Source organism: Clavibacter sp. B3I6 (genome assembly GCF_030816895.1).
Classification (GTDB): Bacteria; Actinomycetota; Actinomycetes; order Actinomycetales; family Microbacteriaceae; genus Clavibacter.
Window position 1 is genome coordinate 2096203 of record NZ_JAUSYL010000001.1, and the last position, 15202, is coordinate 2111404.

Annotated in this window: 18 protein-coding genes; 5 read left to right on the top strand and 13 right to left on the bottom strand. The window is 75.2% G+C overall.

Annotation, left to right across the window (positions count from 1 at the left end):
• Positions 1–50: 50 nt before the first annotated feature.
• The 7 genes from QFZ62_RS10030 to QFZ62_RS10055 form a co-directional block, all read right to left on the bottom strand.
• On the bottom strand, positions 51–1358 hold the full coding sequence (locus QFZ62_RS10030) for an LLM class flavin-dependent oxidoreductase (RefSeq protein ID WP_307505052.1): 1308 nt from the start codon (positions 1356–1358) through the stop codon (positions 51–53).
• 2 nt (positions 1359–1360) lie between these two features.
• Positions 1361–2794, bottom strand: coding sequence for an O-acetylhomoserine aminocarboxypropyltransferase/cysteine synthase family protein (locus tag QFZ62_RS10035; RefSeq protein ID WP_307505055.1), 1434 nt, complete (start codon positions 2792–2794; stop codon positions 1361–1363).
• Complete coding sequence (locus tag QFZ62_RS10040) at positions 2791–3978, bottom strand: cobalamin-independent methionine synthase II family protein (RefSeq protein ID WP_307505060.1); 1188 nt, start codon at positions 3976–3978, stop codon at positions 2791–2793. Before QFZ62_RS10040 ends, QFZ62_RS10035 begins: the two co-directional genes overlap by 4 nt.
• On the bottom strand, positions 3975–4244 hold the full coding sequence (locus QFZ62_RS15610) for a hypothetical protein (RefSeq protein ID WP_373425954.1): 270 nt from the start codon (positions 4242–4244) through the stop codon (positions 3975–3977). Before QFZ62_RS15610 ends, QFZ62_RS10040 begins: the two co-directional genes overlap by 4 nt.
• Positions 4241–5251, bottom strand: coding sequence for an aminotransferase class I/II-fold pyridoxal phosphate-dependent enzyme (locus QFZ62_RS10045; RefSeq protein WP_373425955.1), 1011 nt, complete (start codon positions 5249–5251; stop codon positions 4241–4243). The genes QFZ62_RS15610 and QFZ62_RS10045 overlap by 4 nt, the downstream gene beginning before the upstream one ends.
• A gap of 87 nt (positions 5252–5338) precedes the next feature.
• Positions 5339–5701: a hypothetical protein gene (locus QFZ62_RS10050; protein WP_307505063.1), complete on the bottom strand. Its 363-nt coding sequence runs from the start codon at positions 5699–5701 to the stop codon at positions 5339–5341.
• A 79-nt stretch (positions 5702–5780) separates the two neighbouring features.
• On the bottom strand, positions 5781–6149 hold the full coding sequence (locus QFZ62_RS10055) for a nuclear transport factor 2 family protein (RefSeq protein ID WP_307505066.1): 369 nt from the start codon (positions 6147–6149) through the stop codon (positions 5781–5783).
• A gap of 125 nt (positions 6150–6274) precedes the next feature.
• Between QFZ62_RS10055 and QFZ62_RS10060 the strand changes: the two genes are divergently transcribed.
• Complete coding sequence (locus QFZ62_RS10060; protein ID WP_307505068.1) at positions 6275–7090, top strand: MerR family transcriptional regulator; 816 nt, start codon at positions 6275–6277, stop codon at positions 7088–7090.
• A 31-nt stretch (positions 7091–7121) separates the two neighbouring features.
• Here the strand turns inward: QFZ62_RS10060 and QFZ62_RS10065 are convergent, their stop codons facing one another.
• Complete coding sequence (locus QFZ62_RS10065; RefSeq protein ID WP_307505070.1) at positions 7122–8501, bottom strand: NAD-dependent succinate-semialdehyde dehydrogenase; 1380 nt, start codon at positions 8499–8501, stop codon at positions 7122–7124.
• 95 nt (positions 8502–8596) lie between these two features.
• The gene (locus tag QFZ62_RS10070) at positions 8597–9490 is read right to left on the bottom strand and encodes a LysR family transcriptional regulator (protein ID WP_307505073.1); all 894 of its coding nucleotides are present in this window, start codon (positions 9488–9490) and stop codon (positions 8597–8599) included.
• Positions 9491–9559: 69 nt separating this feature from the next.
• On the opposite strand from QFZ62_RS10070, the gene QFZ62_RS10075 reads away from it, so the two are divergent.
• The 4 genes from QFZ62_RS10075 (at position 9560) to QFZ62_RS10090 (ending at position 11621) form a co-directional block, all read left to right on the top strand.
• Positions 9560–10087: a GNAT family N-acetyltransferase gene (locus QFZ62_RS10075; protein ID WP_307505076.1), complete on the top strand. Its 528-nt coding sequence runs from the start codon at positions 9560–9562 to the stop codon at positions 10085–10087.
• Between the two features lie 79 nt (positions 10088–10166).
• Positions 10167–10508, top strand: coding sequence for a transcription initiation protein (locus QFZ62_RS10080; RefSeq protein ID WP_307505079.1), 342 nt, complete (start codon positions 10167–10169; stop codon positions 10506–10508).
• Between the two features lie 30 nt (positions 10509–10538).
• Complete coding sequence (locus tag QFZ62_RS10085; protein WP_307505082.1) at positions 10539–11366, top strand: phosphotransferase family protein; 828 nt, start codon at positions 10539–10541, stop codon at positions 11364–11366.
• A gap of 51 nt (positions 11367–11417) precedes the next feature.
• Positions 11418–11621: a hypothetical protein gene (locus tag QFZ62_RS10090; protein WP_307505085.1), complete on the top strand. Its 204-nt coding sequence runs from the start codon at positions 11418–11420 to the stop codon at positions 11619–11621.
• Between the two features lie 13 nt (positions 11622–11634).
• On the opposite strand, the gene QFZ62_RS10095 is transcribed toward QFZ62_RS10090, so the two are convergent.
• From QFZ62_RS10095 to QFZ62_RS10110, 4 genes are all read right to left on the bottom strand, one after another.
• On the bottom strand, positions 11635–12342 hold the full coding sequence (locus QFZ62_RS10095) for an alpha/beta fold hydrolase (protein ID WP_307505087.1): 708 nt from the start codon (positions 12340–12342) through the stop codon (positions 11635–11637).
• Positions 12343–12492: 150 nt separating this feature from the next.
• On the bottom strand, positions 12493–12876 hold the full coding sequence (locus QFZ62_RS10100; RefSeq protein ID WP_307505090.1) for a cupin domain-containing protein: 384 nt from the start codon (positions 12874–12876) through the stop codon (positions 12493–12495).
• Positions 12877–12946: 70 nt separating this feature from the next.
• Entirely contained in the window at positions 12947–13165 is a 219-nt protein-coding gene (locus QFZ62_RS10105; protein WP_307505092.1) for a hypothetical protein, read from the bottom strand.
• Between the two features lie 144 nt (positions 13166–13309).
• On the bottom strand, positions 13310–15172 hold the full coding sequence (locus QFZ62_RS10110) for a glycoside hydrolase family 2 protein (protein WP_307505094.1): 1863 nt from the start codon (positions 15170–15172) through the stop codon (positions 13310–13312).
• Positions 15173–15202 lie beyond the last annotated feature (30 nt).

Consider the following 15202-nt stretch of genomic DNA (forward strand, 5'->3'; position numbering starts at 1 on the left):
CCGGCAGGTCCCGGAATGGCGCCGCCCGCCCTCCGAGCGCCCGCCCTCCCTCAGCCGAACAGGTTCGCGCGCAGTCCTCCCGCGGCCAGCTCGTCGCGGAGGATCCCGCGGCGGCGGAGCACGGGCACGAGGTCGTCGAGCATCCGGTGCAGCGTCACGGGGTGGAGGTCGCCGGAGAGCAGCAGGCCGTCGTTGTCGGCGTCGTCGCCCAGCTCCTCGACGAAGTCGGCGAACGCCTCCGCCGTGCCGACGAAGCCGGCCCGCTCGGCGACGAGGCCCTTCCGCGCCTTCCGGGTGAGCAGCTCCCGGAGCGGCGCGTCCTCGGTGCCGCCGTAGAGCCCGGCGATGGTGCCGTGCGAGACGTGCTCGCCGAAGACGCCGCGGTCGACGGGCCGGTCGAGGTCGAGGCCCGTGAGGTCGGTCTCCAGGTCGCTCGACCAGCCGAGCGCGATCGCCCGGAGCACGTCGTCGGAGGGGTGGCGCGAGGCGTCGACGACCCGTCGCGCCTCCTCCTCGCTCGGCACGATCTCGGGCTTCACGACGAAGAGGATCCGGATGTCCTCTGGCCCGCGGCCGTGCCGCGCCGCCGCCTCCAGGACCTTCGCCCGGTACGCGAGCAGCTTCCCGGGCTCGAGCGGCGCGAGGCCGAGCTGCACGTCGGACTGGGTGCCCGCGAAGGACAGGCCGCGCGGGGATCCGCCGGGCGAGACGATCACCGGGTCGCCGTGCGCGGACGGCACGGCGTTGAGCGGGCCGTCGACGGAGAAGTGCTCCCCGCGGTGCTGGAACGCGTCGAGCAGCGCGCCGTCCGCGAAGCGGCCGGAGGCGGGATCCTCGACGAGCGCGCCGCCGTCCCAGCTGTGCCAGAGGCGGCGGACCACCTCCATCCACTCGTCGGCGCGGTCGTAGGCGCCGTCGTGCGAGAGCGGGTCGAGGCCCACGTGGCGGGCGCTGCCCACGTCGGTGACGAGGTTGATCCCGAACCGGCCGGCGCTCAGGTGCTGCAGCGTCTGCGCCTGCCGGGCGGCGAGGTACGGCGGCGTGATCCCGGCGTTCACGGTGGGCACCAGCCCGATCCGCTCGGTCGCCGCGAACAGCCACGGCGCGAGCAGCAGCGGGTCGTGCTTCGGGCCGCCGTACGCCCCGCGCACCCGGAGGTCGAGCGTCTCGGGCGAGCCGAGGGAGACGGCGTCCTCCATCACGATCAGCTCGAAGCCCGCCTGCTCGAGCTCGCGGGCGGACTGCTGGTAGAGGCCGGGGCGGGTCCAGTCGTGGTTCCACTCGCGATACGGGTGGCCCCAGCCCTGCGGCCCGAAGCCGCGGGAGAGGAACCAGCCGAGGTGCTGGCGGCGGGCCACCGTCAGCTCCCCGTCGCGGGCCGGGCGTCGCGGTCGCGCGTCGCGGGGAGGGCGCGCACGGCGGCCAGCCCGCGCTCGAGGTCGCGGAGGATGTCGGCGATGTCCTCGATGCCGATGGAGACGCGCAGGAGCCCCGGCCAGATCCCCGCCGCGTCGCGCTCCTCCGGGGTCCGGCCCGCGTGCGTGGTGGACGCGGGGTGCAGCACCAGCGAGCGCACGTCGCCGAGGTGCGTCATGCGGCTGAAGAGGCGCACCGCGTCGGTGAACGCCTCCGCCGCCGGCTCCCCGCCCGCGAGCGTGAACGAGAACACGGACCCCTGCCCGTCGGGCAGGTACCTCCGCGCCAGGTCGTGCGACGGGCTCGAGGGGAGGCCCGCGTAGTCGACCGACGACACCTCCGGCCGCGCCTCCAGGAAGCGCGCGACGGCGAGCGCGTTCGCCGAGTGCCGCTCGACGCGCAGCGACAGGGTCTCGATCCCCTGCCGCAGGAGGAACGAGCTGAACGGCGCCGGGGTCGGGCCGAAGCGGGACGCGACGACCTCGCGGGCGTACGCGATGAGGGCCCCGCGGCCGAAGCGGTCGGCCCAGCTGGCGCCGCCGAACGACCGCTCCGGCTGGTTCAGGTGCGGGAAGAGATCCGGCCGCGCGGCCCAGTCGAAGGTGCCGCCGTCGACGACCACTCCGCCGAGCACGGAGCCGTGGCCCGCGAGGAACTTGCTCGTGGAGTGCACGACGACGTCGGCGCCGTGCTCGATCGGGCGGAGCAGGTACGGGGTCGCGAGGGTGTCGTCGACCACGAACGGCAGGCCGTGCGCGTGCGCGACCTCCACGATGCCCGCGAGGTCGAGCAGGTCGTTCTTGGGGTTCGGGATGGGCTCGCCGAACAGCACGCGGGTGTCGGGGCCGATCCGGCGGGCCCACTCGTCGAGGTCGCGGTGGTCGTCCACGAAGTCGACCCCGATGCCCAGGCGGCCGAGGTTCTGCCGGAAGAGGCCGCGGTTGCCCTCGTAGATGCTGCTCGACGAGAGGATCCGGTCCCCGGCCTGCAGGATCGACAGCAGCGCGGTGGTCGTGGCGGCCTGGCCGCTCGCGACGAGGACCGCCTCGGTGCCGCCCTCGAGCTCGGCGAGCCGCTTCTCGACCTCGTCGGTGGTCGGGTTGCCGTTGCGCGTGTACAGGTAGCCCTCGTCGACGCCGGCGAACCGGTCGCGGGCCTCGGCGAAGCTGTCGAACACGAAGCCGGCGGTGAGGTGCACGGGCGGCACGCGCGCGCCGTGGTCCGCGTCGAGCGGCGCGCCCGCGTGGATCTGGCGCGTGGCGAAGCCGACCGCGACCGGCGCGTCGGATGCCTCGGGCGCGGCGGGAGCGTCGGCCGCGGCGGGAGCGCCGGGCACGATCGGCGCGTCGGCCCGGTGGATCCCCTCGACGACGCTCATGCGCCGAACACCCGGGTCGACGCGATGGCCGCGCCCTCGACGAGCGCGCCGAGCTTCGCCCAGGCCACGTCCTGCGCGACGAACTCGTAGCTGGCGAAGGTGGAGAGGCCGCAGTCGGTGCCGGCGATCACCCGGGCGGGGTCGCCGACGGCGTCGACGACCTCGAGGATCCGCTTCGCGATCACCTGCGGGTGCTCCAGGTAGTTGGTGGTCACGTCCACCACCCCCGGGATGAGGACGGCGCCCTCCGGCAGCGGGTGGTCGCGGAACGCGGGGGCCTCGTGCTGGTGCGCGGGGTTGCCGAGCGGGATGCTGAACGCGCCGACGCGCGCCCGGTACAGGTGCGGGAGCAGCACGTCGACGGGCACGTCGTCCTGGTGCGGACCCTGCCAGTTGCCCCAGCAGACGTGGAGGCGCACCCTCTCGGGCGGGATGTCGCGGATCGCGTGGTTGAGCGCGTCGACGTGCAGGTCGACCGCGGCGAGGAACTCGTCGAGCGTGGCGTCGCCGAACTGGATCACCCGCTCCATCGCGAGGTCGGGTGCGTCGAGCTGCAGGACGTGCCCGCGCGCGACGATGGCGTCGTACTCGGTCTTCAGCTGGTCGGCGAGCGCGAAGACGTACGCGCGGTCGTCGCCGTAGTGCGGGTTCGCGGCGTCGAGCAGCAGGGTCGTCGAGACGATGCCCGGGGTCGCCGCCGAGAAGAAGGTGCCCGCGGGCGCCAGGCCGCGGTCCGCCTGCACGGCGAGCTCGCGCGCGAAGCCGTCGAGGTCCTCCGTGATCCCGGCGAGCGTCGGGTCGTACGTCAGGAGGCCCTGCGCGACCGGCGGATCCCAGACGCGCGCGACGTCGGCGCCCTCCACGATCTGCCGCGCCTGGAACGCCGCGTACTCGGGGAACTTCAGCGAATCGAGCGTGGGCTTCCGGTGGCCGGCGCCGCCGAACCCGTCGATCCGCTCCCGCACGTACGTCGAGAAGCCGACGCGCGGCACCTCGCCGTCGTTGACGATGTCGAGCCCGGTCTCGAGCTGCCGGCGCACGGTGTCGGCGACGGAGGAGGCGGTGACGGCCGCGAGCTCGTCCGCGTCGAACGGCCGGCGCTGGTCGCGGGCGACGAGCAGGCGGGTCAGCTCCGGCGTGCGCGGGAGGCTGCCGGCGTGCGTGGTCAGGATGCGGTCGGTCATGCGGGGACTCCTCGGTGGATGGCGGGGCGGGCGCGGAGGGCGGGGGCGGCGGGCGAGGCGGCGCGGGGTGCCGCGCCGGTGGGCGCCGCGGCGGGGGGCGGCGGCGCGGTGGAGGCGGGCGCGGATCCGGCGAGCGCCGCGATGCGCCGCACGGCCTCCCGGAGCACGTCGGGATCGCAGGCGAGGTTGAGGCGGGCGTGGCCGGCGCCGCCGGATCCGTAGCAGTGGCCGGCGTTGAGGGCGACGCGGGCGCGGTCGAGGATCACGGCCGTCGGGTCGGCGCCGAGGCCGAGCGGACGGAGGTCGAGCCAGGCGAGGTAGCCCCCGCCTGGGGGCGGTGGTGCACGACGCCGGGCAGGTGCTCGGCGAGCAGGGACGCGAGGAGCGCGTCGTTCGCGACGATTCGGGCGATGGCATCGTCGAGCCAGTCGGTACAGGAGAACGCGACGACGTTCGCGTGCAGGCCGAGGATGCTCGTGCGGCAGGCGACCTCCTCCACGAACCCGTCGAGCAGCTCGTGGGTGCGGGCGTCCCCCGCGACGACGACGGAGCACTTGGCGCCGGCGAGATTCCAGCCCTTGCTCGCGGAGGTGACGCAGATCGAGCTGGCGCCGAGCGACTCGGCCAGCGGCGCGAAGGGCGTGAAGCGGGCGCCGGGCAGGGTGAGGGGCGCGTGCACCTCGTCGCTGATCACGAGCACGTCGTGGCGCGCGGCCAGCCGGGCGACCTCGGCGAGGATCCGGGCGTCGTGCACGAGCCCCATCGGGTTGTGCGGGTTGCAGAGGAGGAACGCGTCGACCCCGGAGGCGAACGCGCGCTCGAGGCCGGCGAGGTCGAGCGACGCCCGGCCCGCGTCGACGAGGAGCGGCACCTCCTCGATCCGGGCGCCCGCCTCCTCGACGAGCTCGAAGAACGGCGGGTACACGGGCGGGGTCACGACGACGCGGCCGCCGCGCGGCACCGCGAGGCGCAGGGTCTCGACGATGCCGACGCTCACGTCGGTGGCGATGCGCACGCGGCTCTCGTCGACGATCCAGCCCCAGCGCTCGCGGGCGAAGCGGGCGAACGCGGGCGCGAGCGGCCCGGGGCCGTCGAGGTAGCCGACGTCGGAGGCGCGGACCCGCCGCACCAGCTCCTCCACGACGGGCTCGGCGATGGCGTAGTCCATCTCGGCCACGAACAGGGGCAGCACGTCCGCGGGGAACCGCGTCCACTTGATGCTCGTGCGCTGGGTGCGGATCTGCTCGATCGGCGCCGTCGTGACCTTCACCATGACGCCACGATGCCGGGCCGGGCCCCGCCGTGGCGAGCGCGCGCGTCACACGAGGACACGGGCGCGGGCGCGGCGGGGGCGCGGCCGTCAGCGCCCGGTGCTCTTCGCGTCCCAGTCGGTGAGGGCGTAGACGGTGACGAGGGCGACGCCTCCGAGGATCCACCACGTCCGCGCGCGCGGCTCGCTCAGCACGCCCACGGCGATCGGCGCGGCGAGGTAGGCGACCCCGCTGTTCCTCTCGATCGCACCGTGCACGGAGAACGGCACGATCCCCGCCGCCGCGACGGGCTGCACCGTGACGGCGTTGAGGCCGCCCTGGATGAGGCCGAAGGCCGTGAAGAGGCCGCGGGCGTGCGGGCTGAGCCCGAGGAGGCGCGGGACGAGCAGGTTGGCGGCGGCGAAGCCGTAGTCGATGAGGCCGTGGACGCGGGGGGTGATGGGCTTGGTCATGCCCCCACCGAAGCACCGGCGCCAGGCGGCGCCAGGGGCCTTGACAGGGCGGGGCGCCGCCGGGCTCACGGCCCGGGTCCTAGTCGGCGACGGCGATGCGGAGCGCGGCGATCGCGCCCGTCTCGTCCAGCGTGAAGACGCTCGTCAGATCCACCCGGCCGCCGGGGAAGTCGCCCTCCAGCCGGTCGACCAGCACGACGCGGGCAGCCTCGACCGTGGTGGCGAGCCGCGTGCTCGTGTAGCGGAACGCCGAGGCCGCGCCGGTCCGCCAGGCGGCGATCTCCGCCCGGCCCCGGTGGGTGCGCCCGTCGTCCTCGACGACGGCGCCCTCCGCGAACGGCGCCGCCGCCGCGCTCGGCGCGCCGGCATCGCGCCCGTTCAGGTACCGCTGGACGGCCTCCGGCAGAGCGGTCGGGGCGGGGCTCGGATTCGGTGCGGGGTGGGTCATGGCTGCTCCTCGTGTCGACGGGTCCGGCGGGGATCACCTCGCCTCACGACGAGCGTCGCCCTTCCCGTGAGGGGAAGGTCAAGCGCGCGGAGGCCGCGGCCCGGGCGAGGCGGCAGGATGGGGCCGTGCCGCCGTCCGTCATGACCATCGGGGAGTTCAGCCGCGCCACGCGGCTCACCGCCAAGGCCCTGCGCTTCTACCACCGGGTGGGGCTGCTCGAGCCCACGGCCGTCGACGCCGGCACCCGCTACCGCCTCTACGGGCCGGAGCAGATCCACGACGCCCGGCTGATCCACCACCTCCGCTCCGTGGACATGCCGGTCGACGAGGTGCGCCGCGTCCTCACCGCGACCGACGAGGGCGAGCGCCGGGCGGCGATCGCCGAGCACCTCGCGCGGATGGAGCGCCTCCTCGCCGAGACGCGGGCGTCCGTCGACGCGATCCACGCGATGCTCGCCGACGTGCCGGTGCCCGTCGAGCTGCGGCGGGTCCCGGCGACGCGGGCCCTGGTCATCCGCGACGAGATCGACCTCGCCGACCTCGGCGAGTGGTTCGGCGCGACCCGCGCGGCGCTCCGGGACGCGTGCGCGCCCGACGACGTGGTCGGCCCGCTCGGCGGGCTGTGGTCCACGGAGCTGTTCTTGGAGGAGCGGGGCGCGGCGGCGCTGTTCCTCCCGCTCGCCGCGTCCGCCGCGCCGCCCGCGCGCGGCCCCGCCCGGGTGGAGACCCTGCCGGCGACGCTCCTCGCGGTCGTCGCGCACGAGGGGTCCGACGACACGATCGGCCAGGCGTACGCGGCGCTCGGCGCCCACGTGGCCCGGGAGGGCGTCGGCGCCGCCGGCCCGCTGCGGGAGGCGTACCTGGGCGAGGCGCCGACGGGCGGCGGCGTCACCGAGATCGGATGGCCGGTGCGCGAGGACGCGACGGGGCGAGCCGACTAGGTCCCGCGCCCCCGCGCTGCCGTCCCGCCCGTCACGCGATGCGGATCAGCTTCCGGTTGGCGAACTCGTCGACCGCGTGGCGGCCGAGCTCGCGGCCGGAGCCCGAGCGCTTGACGCCGCCGAAGGGCAGCTCGGCCGCGTCGCCGAGCACGAGGTTGACCCACACCATGCCCGCGTCGATGCCGTCGGCGACGCGCAGCGCCTGCTCCGGATCGGTCGTGTAGACGTACGAGCCAAGGCCGAACGGGGTGTCGTTGGCGAGCGCGATCGCCTCCTCCTCACTGGAGACGCGGTACAGCGCGGCGACGGGCCCGAAGAACTCCTCGCGGTAGGCGTCCATCTCGGGCGTCACGTCGGCGAGCACCGCCGGCGGGAACATGTTGCCGACCGGCTCCCCGCTCGCGAGGAAGGTCGCGCCCTGCGCCACCGCGCGGGACAGCTGCTCGGTGAGGCGCTCGGTCGCGGCGCGCGAGGAGAGCGGGCCGAGCAGGGTGCCGTCGGCCATCGGATCCGCAGGCTGGGCCGCCGTGAGCGCGGCCGTGAAGCGCGTGACGAAGTCGTCGTAGAGGGCGTCGATCACGAGGAAGCGCTTGGCGCCGTTGCAGGACTGGCCGTTGTTGTCGAGGCGGGCAGCCACCGCGTCCTGCACGACAGCGTCGAGGTCGTCGGTCGACAGAAGGATGAACGGGTCGGATCCGCCGAGCTCGAGCACGACCTTCTTCAGGTGCCGCCCCGCGATCTCCGCGACGGCCGCGCCCGCCCGCTCGGATCCGGTGACGGAGACGCCCTGCACGCGCGGGTCGGCGATGACCGTCTCGACCTGCGCGTTCGTGGCGCGCACGTCCACGTAGACGCCCGGGTCGGTGCCGAGCTCGGCGGCCGCGTCGGCGAACATCCGCTGGATCGCCGCGGCCGACTCGGGGCACTGCGGTGCGTGCTTGAGGAGGATCGCGTTGCCCGTGACGATCGCCGGCGCCGCGAACCGGGCCACCTGGTAGTACGGGAAGTTCCACGGCATGATCCCGAGCAGCACACCGAGGCCCGAGCGGCGCACGAACGCGGATCCGGTGCCGTCGGCGAGCGCGATCGGCTCATCGGCGAGGAACTCCTCGGCGTTCCGCGCGTAGTAGGAGTGGATGTCGGCGGCGAAGTCGACCTCGCCGAGCGCCTGGTCGAGCGGCTTGCCCATCTCGCGCACGATGATGCGGGCCAGCTCGTCCCGGCGCTCCCCGTGCAGCTCGGCGACCCGGGCGATGAGGGCCGCGCGCTGGGCGATCGTGGTGCGGCGGGACCAGCCGCGGTAGGCGCCCTCGGCCGCGGCGATCGCGTCCTGCAGCTCCGCGGCGGTGATCTCGGGATGCTCGGCGACGGTCTCGCCGGTGGTCGGATCGGTGACGGCGTAGCTGCTCATGGGTGCTCCTCCTCGAACGCCGCGCGGGTGGCGCGGGTGGGGCCCACGATATCGAGCGGGTGCGGCCGAGCGGGTGCCGGCCGCACCCGACCCCGTCAGCCGAGGCGGGCCGCGAGGAACGCGTCGACCACGGCGCGGCGGTCGTCGGCGCGGGTGGCGAGGTGCACGCCCGAGGTCGCGGTGGATCCGGCCAGCGGCAGCACCCGGACGCTCGCAGGTGCGCCCACGGTGGCGCTCCGCGGGGCGATCGTCACGCCGAGGCCGGCGCCGACGAGGTGCACGATCATCGACCAGGTCGAGCCCTCCTGCACCACGCGGATCAGCCGTCCGCGCTCGGTGACGGGCGCCAGGTTCCGGCGGTAGGCGTCCTCGCTCGCGCGGCGCGGCGGGAAGACGAAGGGCTCGTCGGCGAGGAGCGCGGCATCCACCTCGTCGGCGGCGGCCAGCGGATGCGCGACCGGGAGCACCGCCACGAACGGCTCGGTCATGAGCTCGAGCAGGTCGACGCCCGGCATCGGATCCGGGTCGCGCACGACCGCGACGTCGAGCTCGCCGCGGCGGAGGGCGTCCATCAGGTCGACCGTGAAGCCCTCGCGCACGCGCACCTCGACATCCGGGTGGCGGGCGCGGAAGCGGCGGATGCCCTCGATCGGACCGCCGTGCTCCGCGTCGATGGCGACCGTGGAGTGCACCATGCCGATGTCGAGGCGCCCCACCTCGCCGCGGGCGATGCGCGCGACCTCGTCGAGCCCGGACTCCGCCTGCCGGAGGAGCGCCCGGCCGCGCTCCCGGAGCGCGACGCCGGCCGGGGTGAGCGCGACGCTCCGCGAGGTGCGCGCGAGCAGGGTCACGCCGAGCCGCCGCTCGAGGCGCTGCACCCGCTGCGACAGCACCGGCTGCGCGATCCCGAGCTCCTCGGCCGCGCGTCCGAAGTGCAACTCGTCGGCTACGGCGAGGAAGGCGCGCACGAGGGCGAGGTCCAGATCCATGCAGTGAGGCTATCGATGGAGGCGCTTCCATATTGGACAGCGCGCGCCTGGAGCGGGGAGGCTGGGGGCATGAGCACGGAACCCGAGACCCGCACCGCCCCCGCCGACACCCCGCCCCTCGAGATCGGCCCCCTGCGCGACGCCCGTGACGCCCGGGCCTTCCGCGCGCTGAACGAGGCGTGGATCACGACCCACTTCGTGATCGAGCCCGAGGACGAGCGCGTGCTGTCGGATCCGCGGGGCCAGATCGTGGACCGCGGCGGCGAGGTGCTGCTGGCGCGCGCGGGCGACCGGGTGCTCGGCTGCGTCGCCCTCATCCCCGAGGGCGACGGCGTGTGGGAGCTCGCGAAGATGGCGGTCGACGAGACCGTGCGCGGCCGCGGCACCGGGCGCCTGCTGCTCGCCGCCGCCGTCGCCGAGGCCCGCCGCCGCGGCGCGACGACGCTCGTGCTCGCCAGCAGCGTCGACCTCCCGGCGGCCGTGCACCTCTACGAGGCCGTCGGGTTCCGGCACGTCGCGCCCGAGGAGGCCGGTCACGTGCCGTACGCGCGGGCGAGCGTGTTCATGCGGATGGAGCTGACGGGCGACGCCGCCTGACCTCGCCGCCGGCCGGATCCCGCGGCAGGATGTCCCCATCGCGGCGACGACGGCGCGGGTGACGGCGAGGAGGCCGGAGATGACGAAGTACCTGATCTCGTTCCCGAGCGGCGAGATGGACGTGCCCGACGGCGAGTGGCAGACGGTGGTCGACGAGTCGCACCAGGTGGTGCGCGAGGCGAAGGCCGCGGGCGTCTGGGTCTTCGGCGGCGGCATCGACGAGTCCGTGCCGCCCGTGCGCGTGGCGGCCGACGGATCCGTGACCCCGGGCACCTACCCGCAGACGAGCCGGCTCGAGGGCGGCTACTCGATCCTCGACCTGCCGGACCGCGCGGCGGCGTACGCGTGGGCGGCGCGCATCGCGGCCGCGTGCCGGTGCGCGCAGGAGGTGCGGGAGTTCGGGGACGATCCGGAGAGCTGACCGCCGCCCGCGGGTCGCTAGCGTCGGGGGATGGACGACGAGCGGGACCCGGGGCTGCGCGCCCCCGTCGGCGACCTCGTCGGGCGGCCGGTCGCCGCGCTGGAGGGCGTCCGACGCGAGCCGCTCGAGTACGACGCGTTCCTCGCGCACCGGTCGGTGACGCGGATCCGCGGGGTCGCCGTGACCGCCGACGGGACGCGCCGCCCGTGGTCGCTCGTCGAGAAGCGCACCGAGGGTCCGGCGCTGGCCGTGCCGTACCTCGTCGCGAACGGCGCCCGCGAGCTGGCCGCCTACCGGTCGGGGTTGCTCGACGCGCTGCCGTCGGGGATCCGCGCACCGCGTGCCCACGGCACGGCGCAGGACGCCGACGGCGGCGTCACCCTGTGGATCGAGGAGGTGCAGCACCGCGGGCCGCGCCCGCTCGACCGGGCGGCGCTGCTCGACGCGGCGGAGGCGCTGGGCGCGCTCGGCGGGCGCTGGCTCGGCCGGCCGCCGGCGGATCCCTGGCTGTTCCCCGGCTGGATCGACCGGCACGCGCAGCCCGAGGCGGCTGCGGCGGGCGCACGGATCCTCGCCGCGCCCGGACCGCGCGCGAGGGCGTTGCTCGGCGACCGGATCCCCGCCGCCGCCCGCCTGCTGGCGTCGCAGGACCGCGTGCGCGCCGTGCTCGAGGGCCTGCCGCGCACGCTCTGCCACCACGACGCGACGGGCGCCAACGTGTTCGCGGCCGGCGACGGGATCGTGCTCATCGACTGGGAGTCGATGGGCCCGGGGCCGGTGGGCGCGGACCTCGCGTCACTGTTGTTCTCCTCCGTCCGTCGGGGCGACGCCCCGGCGGCGGTCGTGGCGGCCGCGTAGGACGACGCAGTCGAGCGCTGCGCGGACGGCCTGCGCCGGGCGGGATCCGCGGTGCCGGCCGACGTCGTCCGCCGCGGTCTCGACGCCTCCGTCGCGCTCCGCTGGAAGCTCGCGGCCGACCTCGTCGCGGCCGTCGACGCCGGATCCGCGATGCGCCGCGGCAGCCTGCCCGACGAGCCCGCCGACGCGGCGCTCGCGGAGATGACCGCCCTGCTCGACGTGCTGCTCGCGGCGGCCGACCGCGTGCTCGGCTGACGGCGCGGTCGCCTCACCCCTGCTGCAGCAGCTCGGCGATCGCGTCGACCACGAGGTCCGGACGCGTCAGGAAGGGGTGGTGCCCCGTCGGGAGCTCGACGGATCGGGTCGCCCGGGCGGCGTGCGCCCGCTGCAGCCCGACGGTGGTGCTGCGGTCCTCCGCGCAGACGAGGTAGGTGGAGTCGACCCCGCGCCACCCCTCGGCGGTCGTCGGGGTGGTGAATGCGGCCGGCGACTGGGCGGTCGTGCGGCGGAAGGCCTCGTGCTGCGTGGCGGGATCCGCGTCGTGGAGGAACCGGGCGCCGAACGACGCCGCGTCGAGACCGGCGAGCGCGAGGGCTCCGTGGCCGTCGTCGCCGATCGCGACCGGATCCGGCTCGCCGCCCATGATGCCGCCCTGCGCGAGACCGGCTGCGGGCAGGTACGACGAGATCAGCACCAGATGGGCGACGGCCGGATGCGCGCCCGCCTCCGCGACGACCGTGCCGCCGTACGAGTGGCCTACGACGACCGCCTCGCCGACCTCGTCCAGCACGGCACGCAGCGCGACCGCGTCCTCGACGAGACCGCCCTCGGGCCGCCCCGACGCCGTCTCCCCGCAGGACGGGAGCTCGACCGCGCGGCTGCGGATCCCGAGCCGCGCCTCGAGCAGATCGGCTGCCGGCCGCCACCACCACGCTCCGTCGCGCACCAGCGCTCCGTGCACGAAGACCAGTTCCATGGGGCACCCGCTTCCCGCGCGGCGAGGATCCGCCCGCCCGGGTGGGCGGCGCCGCGTCGCGCTGAGGCCGACGGTACGCGGCGCGCGGGCCGCGGTCGGGCCGTTCCGCTCACGGCGGAGCCGCCCCGCCGTCGAGGTCGCACCCGCGGATCAGCGGAAGCCGCCCACCTGCCGCTCGACCGGGACGGTGCCGGGCACGATCACGTCGCCGGTGTGCGCGGTGGTGACGGTCTCGATGAGGACGATCTCCACCTCCTCGTCGGCGACCGGGTTGTGCTGCACGCCGCGGGGCACGACGTGGAACTGCCCGGGTCCGAGCACGACCTCCTGGTCGTCGGGCAGCTGGATGCGGAGCCTGCCCGAGACCACGAGGAACATCTCGTCCTCGGCCTCGTGCGCGTGCCAGGTCAGCTCGCCCCGCAGCTTCGCGACCTTCACGTACTGGTCGTTCACCCGCCCGACGACCCGCGGCGTCCAGTGCGCGGTCACCTCGCGGAGCTCGGCGGCGAGGTCGGTCACGGGGAGCGGCGTCATGGGTCCATCCTGCGGCACTCCCGGGGCCTCGGGCGCCCTTGCGCGGATCCGCCGCCGGGGCGATCCGGAGCTAGCGCATCCTGCGGAGGGCGACGGCGCAGAGGACGGCGATGACCACGAAGACGGCCGCGGACACGAGGAGAGCGGCCCCCATCGCGGTCATCACCTCGCGGCCCTCGGCGGCAGTGAGGGCGAGCACGCCGACGACGGCCTGAGCGACCGCGACGACCGCCGCCGCGACGGCCAGCACCCGGAGAGCCGTGCGCGATCGTGCCGGGGAGTGCGTCATCTCGCCGAGCCCCCCGAGAGGCTCCCGTCGACATGGACATGGGAGCCGATCGGCGCCGTCGCGGCCTGCGCTTCCTGCTCGGCGCGGAAGGAGGGATCGGCCATGCGTCGGGTCATGCCCCGACCGTACGCGGTGGCGACGTTGCTACGCCTCCTCGTCGCGCCCGGTGACGGCCCGGCGGATGCGCGCGATCTCCACCTTCGGCACGCGGTCGGCGGTCAGGAGGCCGTTGGTCTCCTGCATCGTGTCGGTGAGCTGCGTGTAGCAGGACCCCGCGAGGATCCGGCTCATGCGGATGGCGTCGTAGAGCCCGGTGATGCGCGTGATCCAGTCGTCGCCGTCGACCGCGGCCGTGTAGCCCCAGCCGTCCTCGCGGGGGCCGCCCGGCTGGAAGTCCACGCCGCCGAACTCGGTGAGCATGAGCGGCTGGCCCGCGTACGCGACGCCGTCGACGAGGATGCGCCGCCCGCCCGGGCCCATGGTGGAGAGCAGGCGGTCGCGGGCGGCGTCGTCGGCGTAGGTGCCGGCGAGGACGGATCCGACGCCCTCGTAGTCGTGGATGGAGACGATGTCGCTGGAGGTGTGCTCCCACCCGTCGTTCGAGATGACGGGCCGGGAGCCGTCGAGCGCGCGCGTGACGTCGGCGAGGGCGCGCGTGTACGCCTGCTGACGCGGATCCGACGGCACCTGCTGCACGCCCCAGCTCTCGTTGACCGGGACCCAGGTGACGATCGACGGGTGGGAGACGTCGCGCTCGACGGCGTCCATCCACTCGCGCATGAGCCGCTGGACGGCGGTGGGAGAGAAGGCGTAGGCATTGGGCGCCTCGCCCCACACGAGGAGGCCGAGCCGGTCAGCCCAGTACAGGAAGCGCGGATCCTCGATCTTCTGGTGCATGCGGGCCGCGGTGAAGCCGAGCTCCTTGATGAGCTCCACCTCCTGCCGGTGCGCGTCGTACGAGGGCGCGGCGAGGTGCGACTGCGGCCAGTAGCCCTGGTCGAGCACGGAGCGCACGTCGTAGGGACGGTCGTTGAGGAGGAACGACCCGCGGTCCGTGGCGACCATGCGGAGCCCGAGGTAGGAGGCCACGGCGTCCACGGGGGCGCCGTCGGGCGCCACGAGCGTCACGGTGGCGTCGACGAGGCGCGGCTTCTCGGGGCTCCACTGCAGCTCGTCCTCGGCCTGGCCGTGCGCCTGGCGGACGACGGGGACGACGAGGTCGACCACCTCGGTCTCGGTCGGCACGGCGACCTCGACCGCGCCCAGGTCCTCGCCGCGCTCCTCCCAGCGGAGGGCGACGCGGACGCGCGAGCCCGCGGGCGCCCGGCCGCGGAGCGCGATCCCGAGCGACACGTGCGCGTGGTCGACCGGCACCCAGCGGAGCGCGCGGATCGCGACCTCCGGCACGGCCTCCAGCCACACGGTCTGCCAGATCCCCGTGGTGCGGTGGTACCAGATGGCGTGCGGCGACTCGTGCCAGTCCTGCTTGCCGCGCGGCTGCGTGGCGTCGTGCGGGTCGTCCTCGGCGCGCACGACGACCTCGTGATCCACGTTGCCGGCGACGTGCTCCGTCACGTCGAAGGAGAAGGGCGTGTGGCCGCCCTCGTGCTCGCCGACGAACGCGCCGTCGATCCACACGCGGGCGCGGTAGTCGACCGCGCCGAGGTGCAGGAGCACGCGGGGCGCGCGGTCCGACCGGCCGGCCTCCGCGAGATCCGCCGCCGTGATCGTGCGGGAGTACCAGACCACCCGGTGGAAGCCGGGCTCGGCGATGCCGGAGGCCTCGGACTCCGGCGGGAAGGGGACGAGGATCGACTGCGCGTCGCCGAAGCCGGCCGCCCAGCCCTCCGCGAGGCCGGCGTCCGCGTCGTCGTGGCGGAACGACCACGTGCCGTCGAGGTTCGCCCAGTCCGCGCGCATGACCTGCGGGCGCGGGTAGGAGCCGTCCTGCCGGGAGGCGGTGGGGAGGTCGGGTGGCGTCGTGGCGAGGGATGCGGCGGTGGACATGGTGAACACTTTACAGCGCTGTAACGGCAT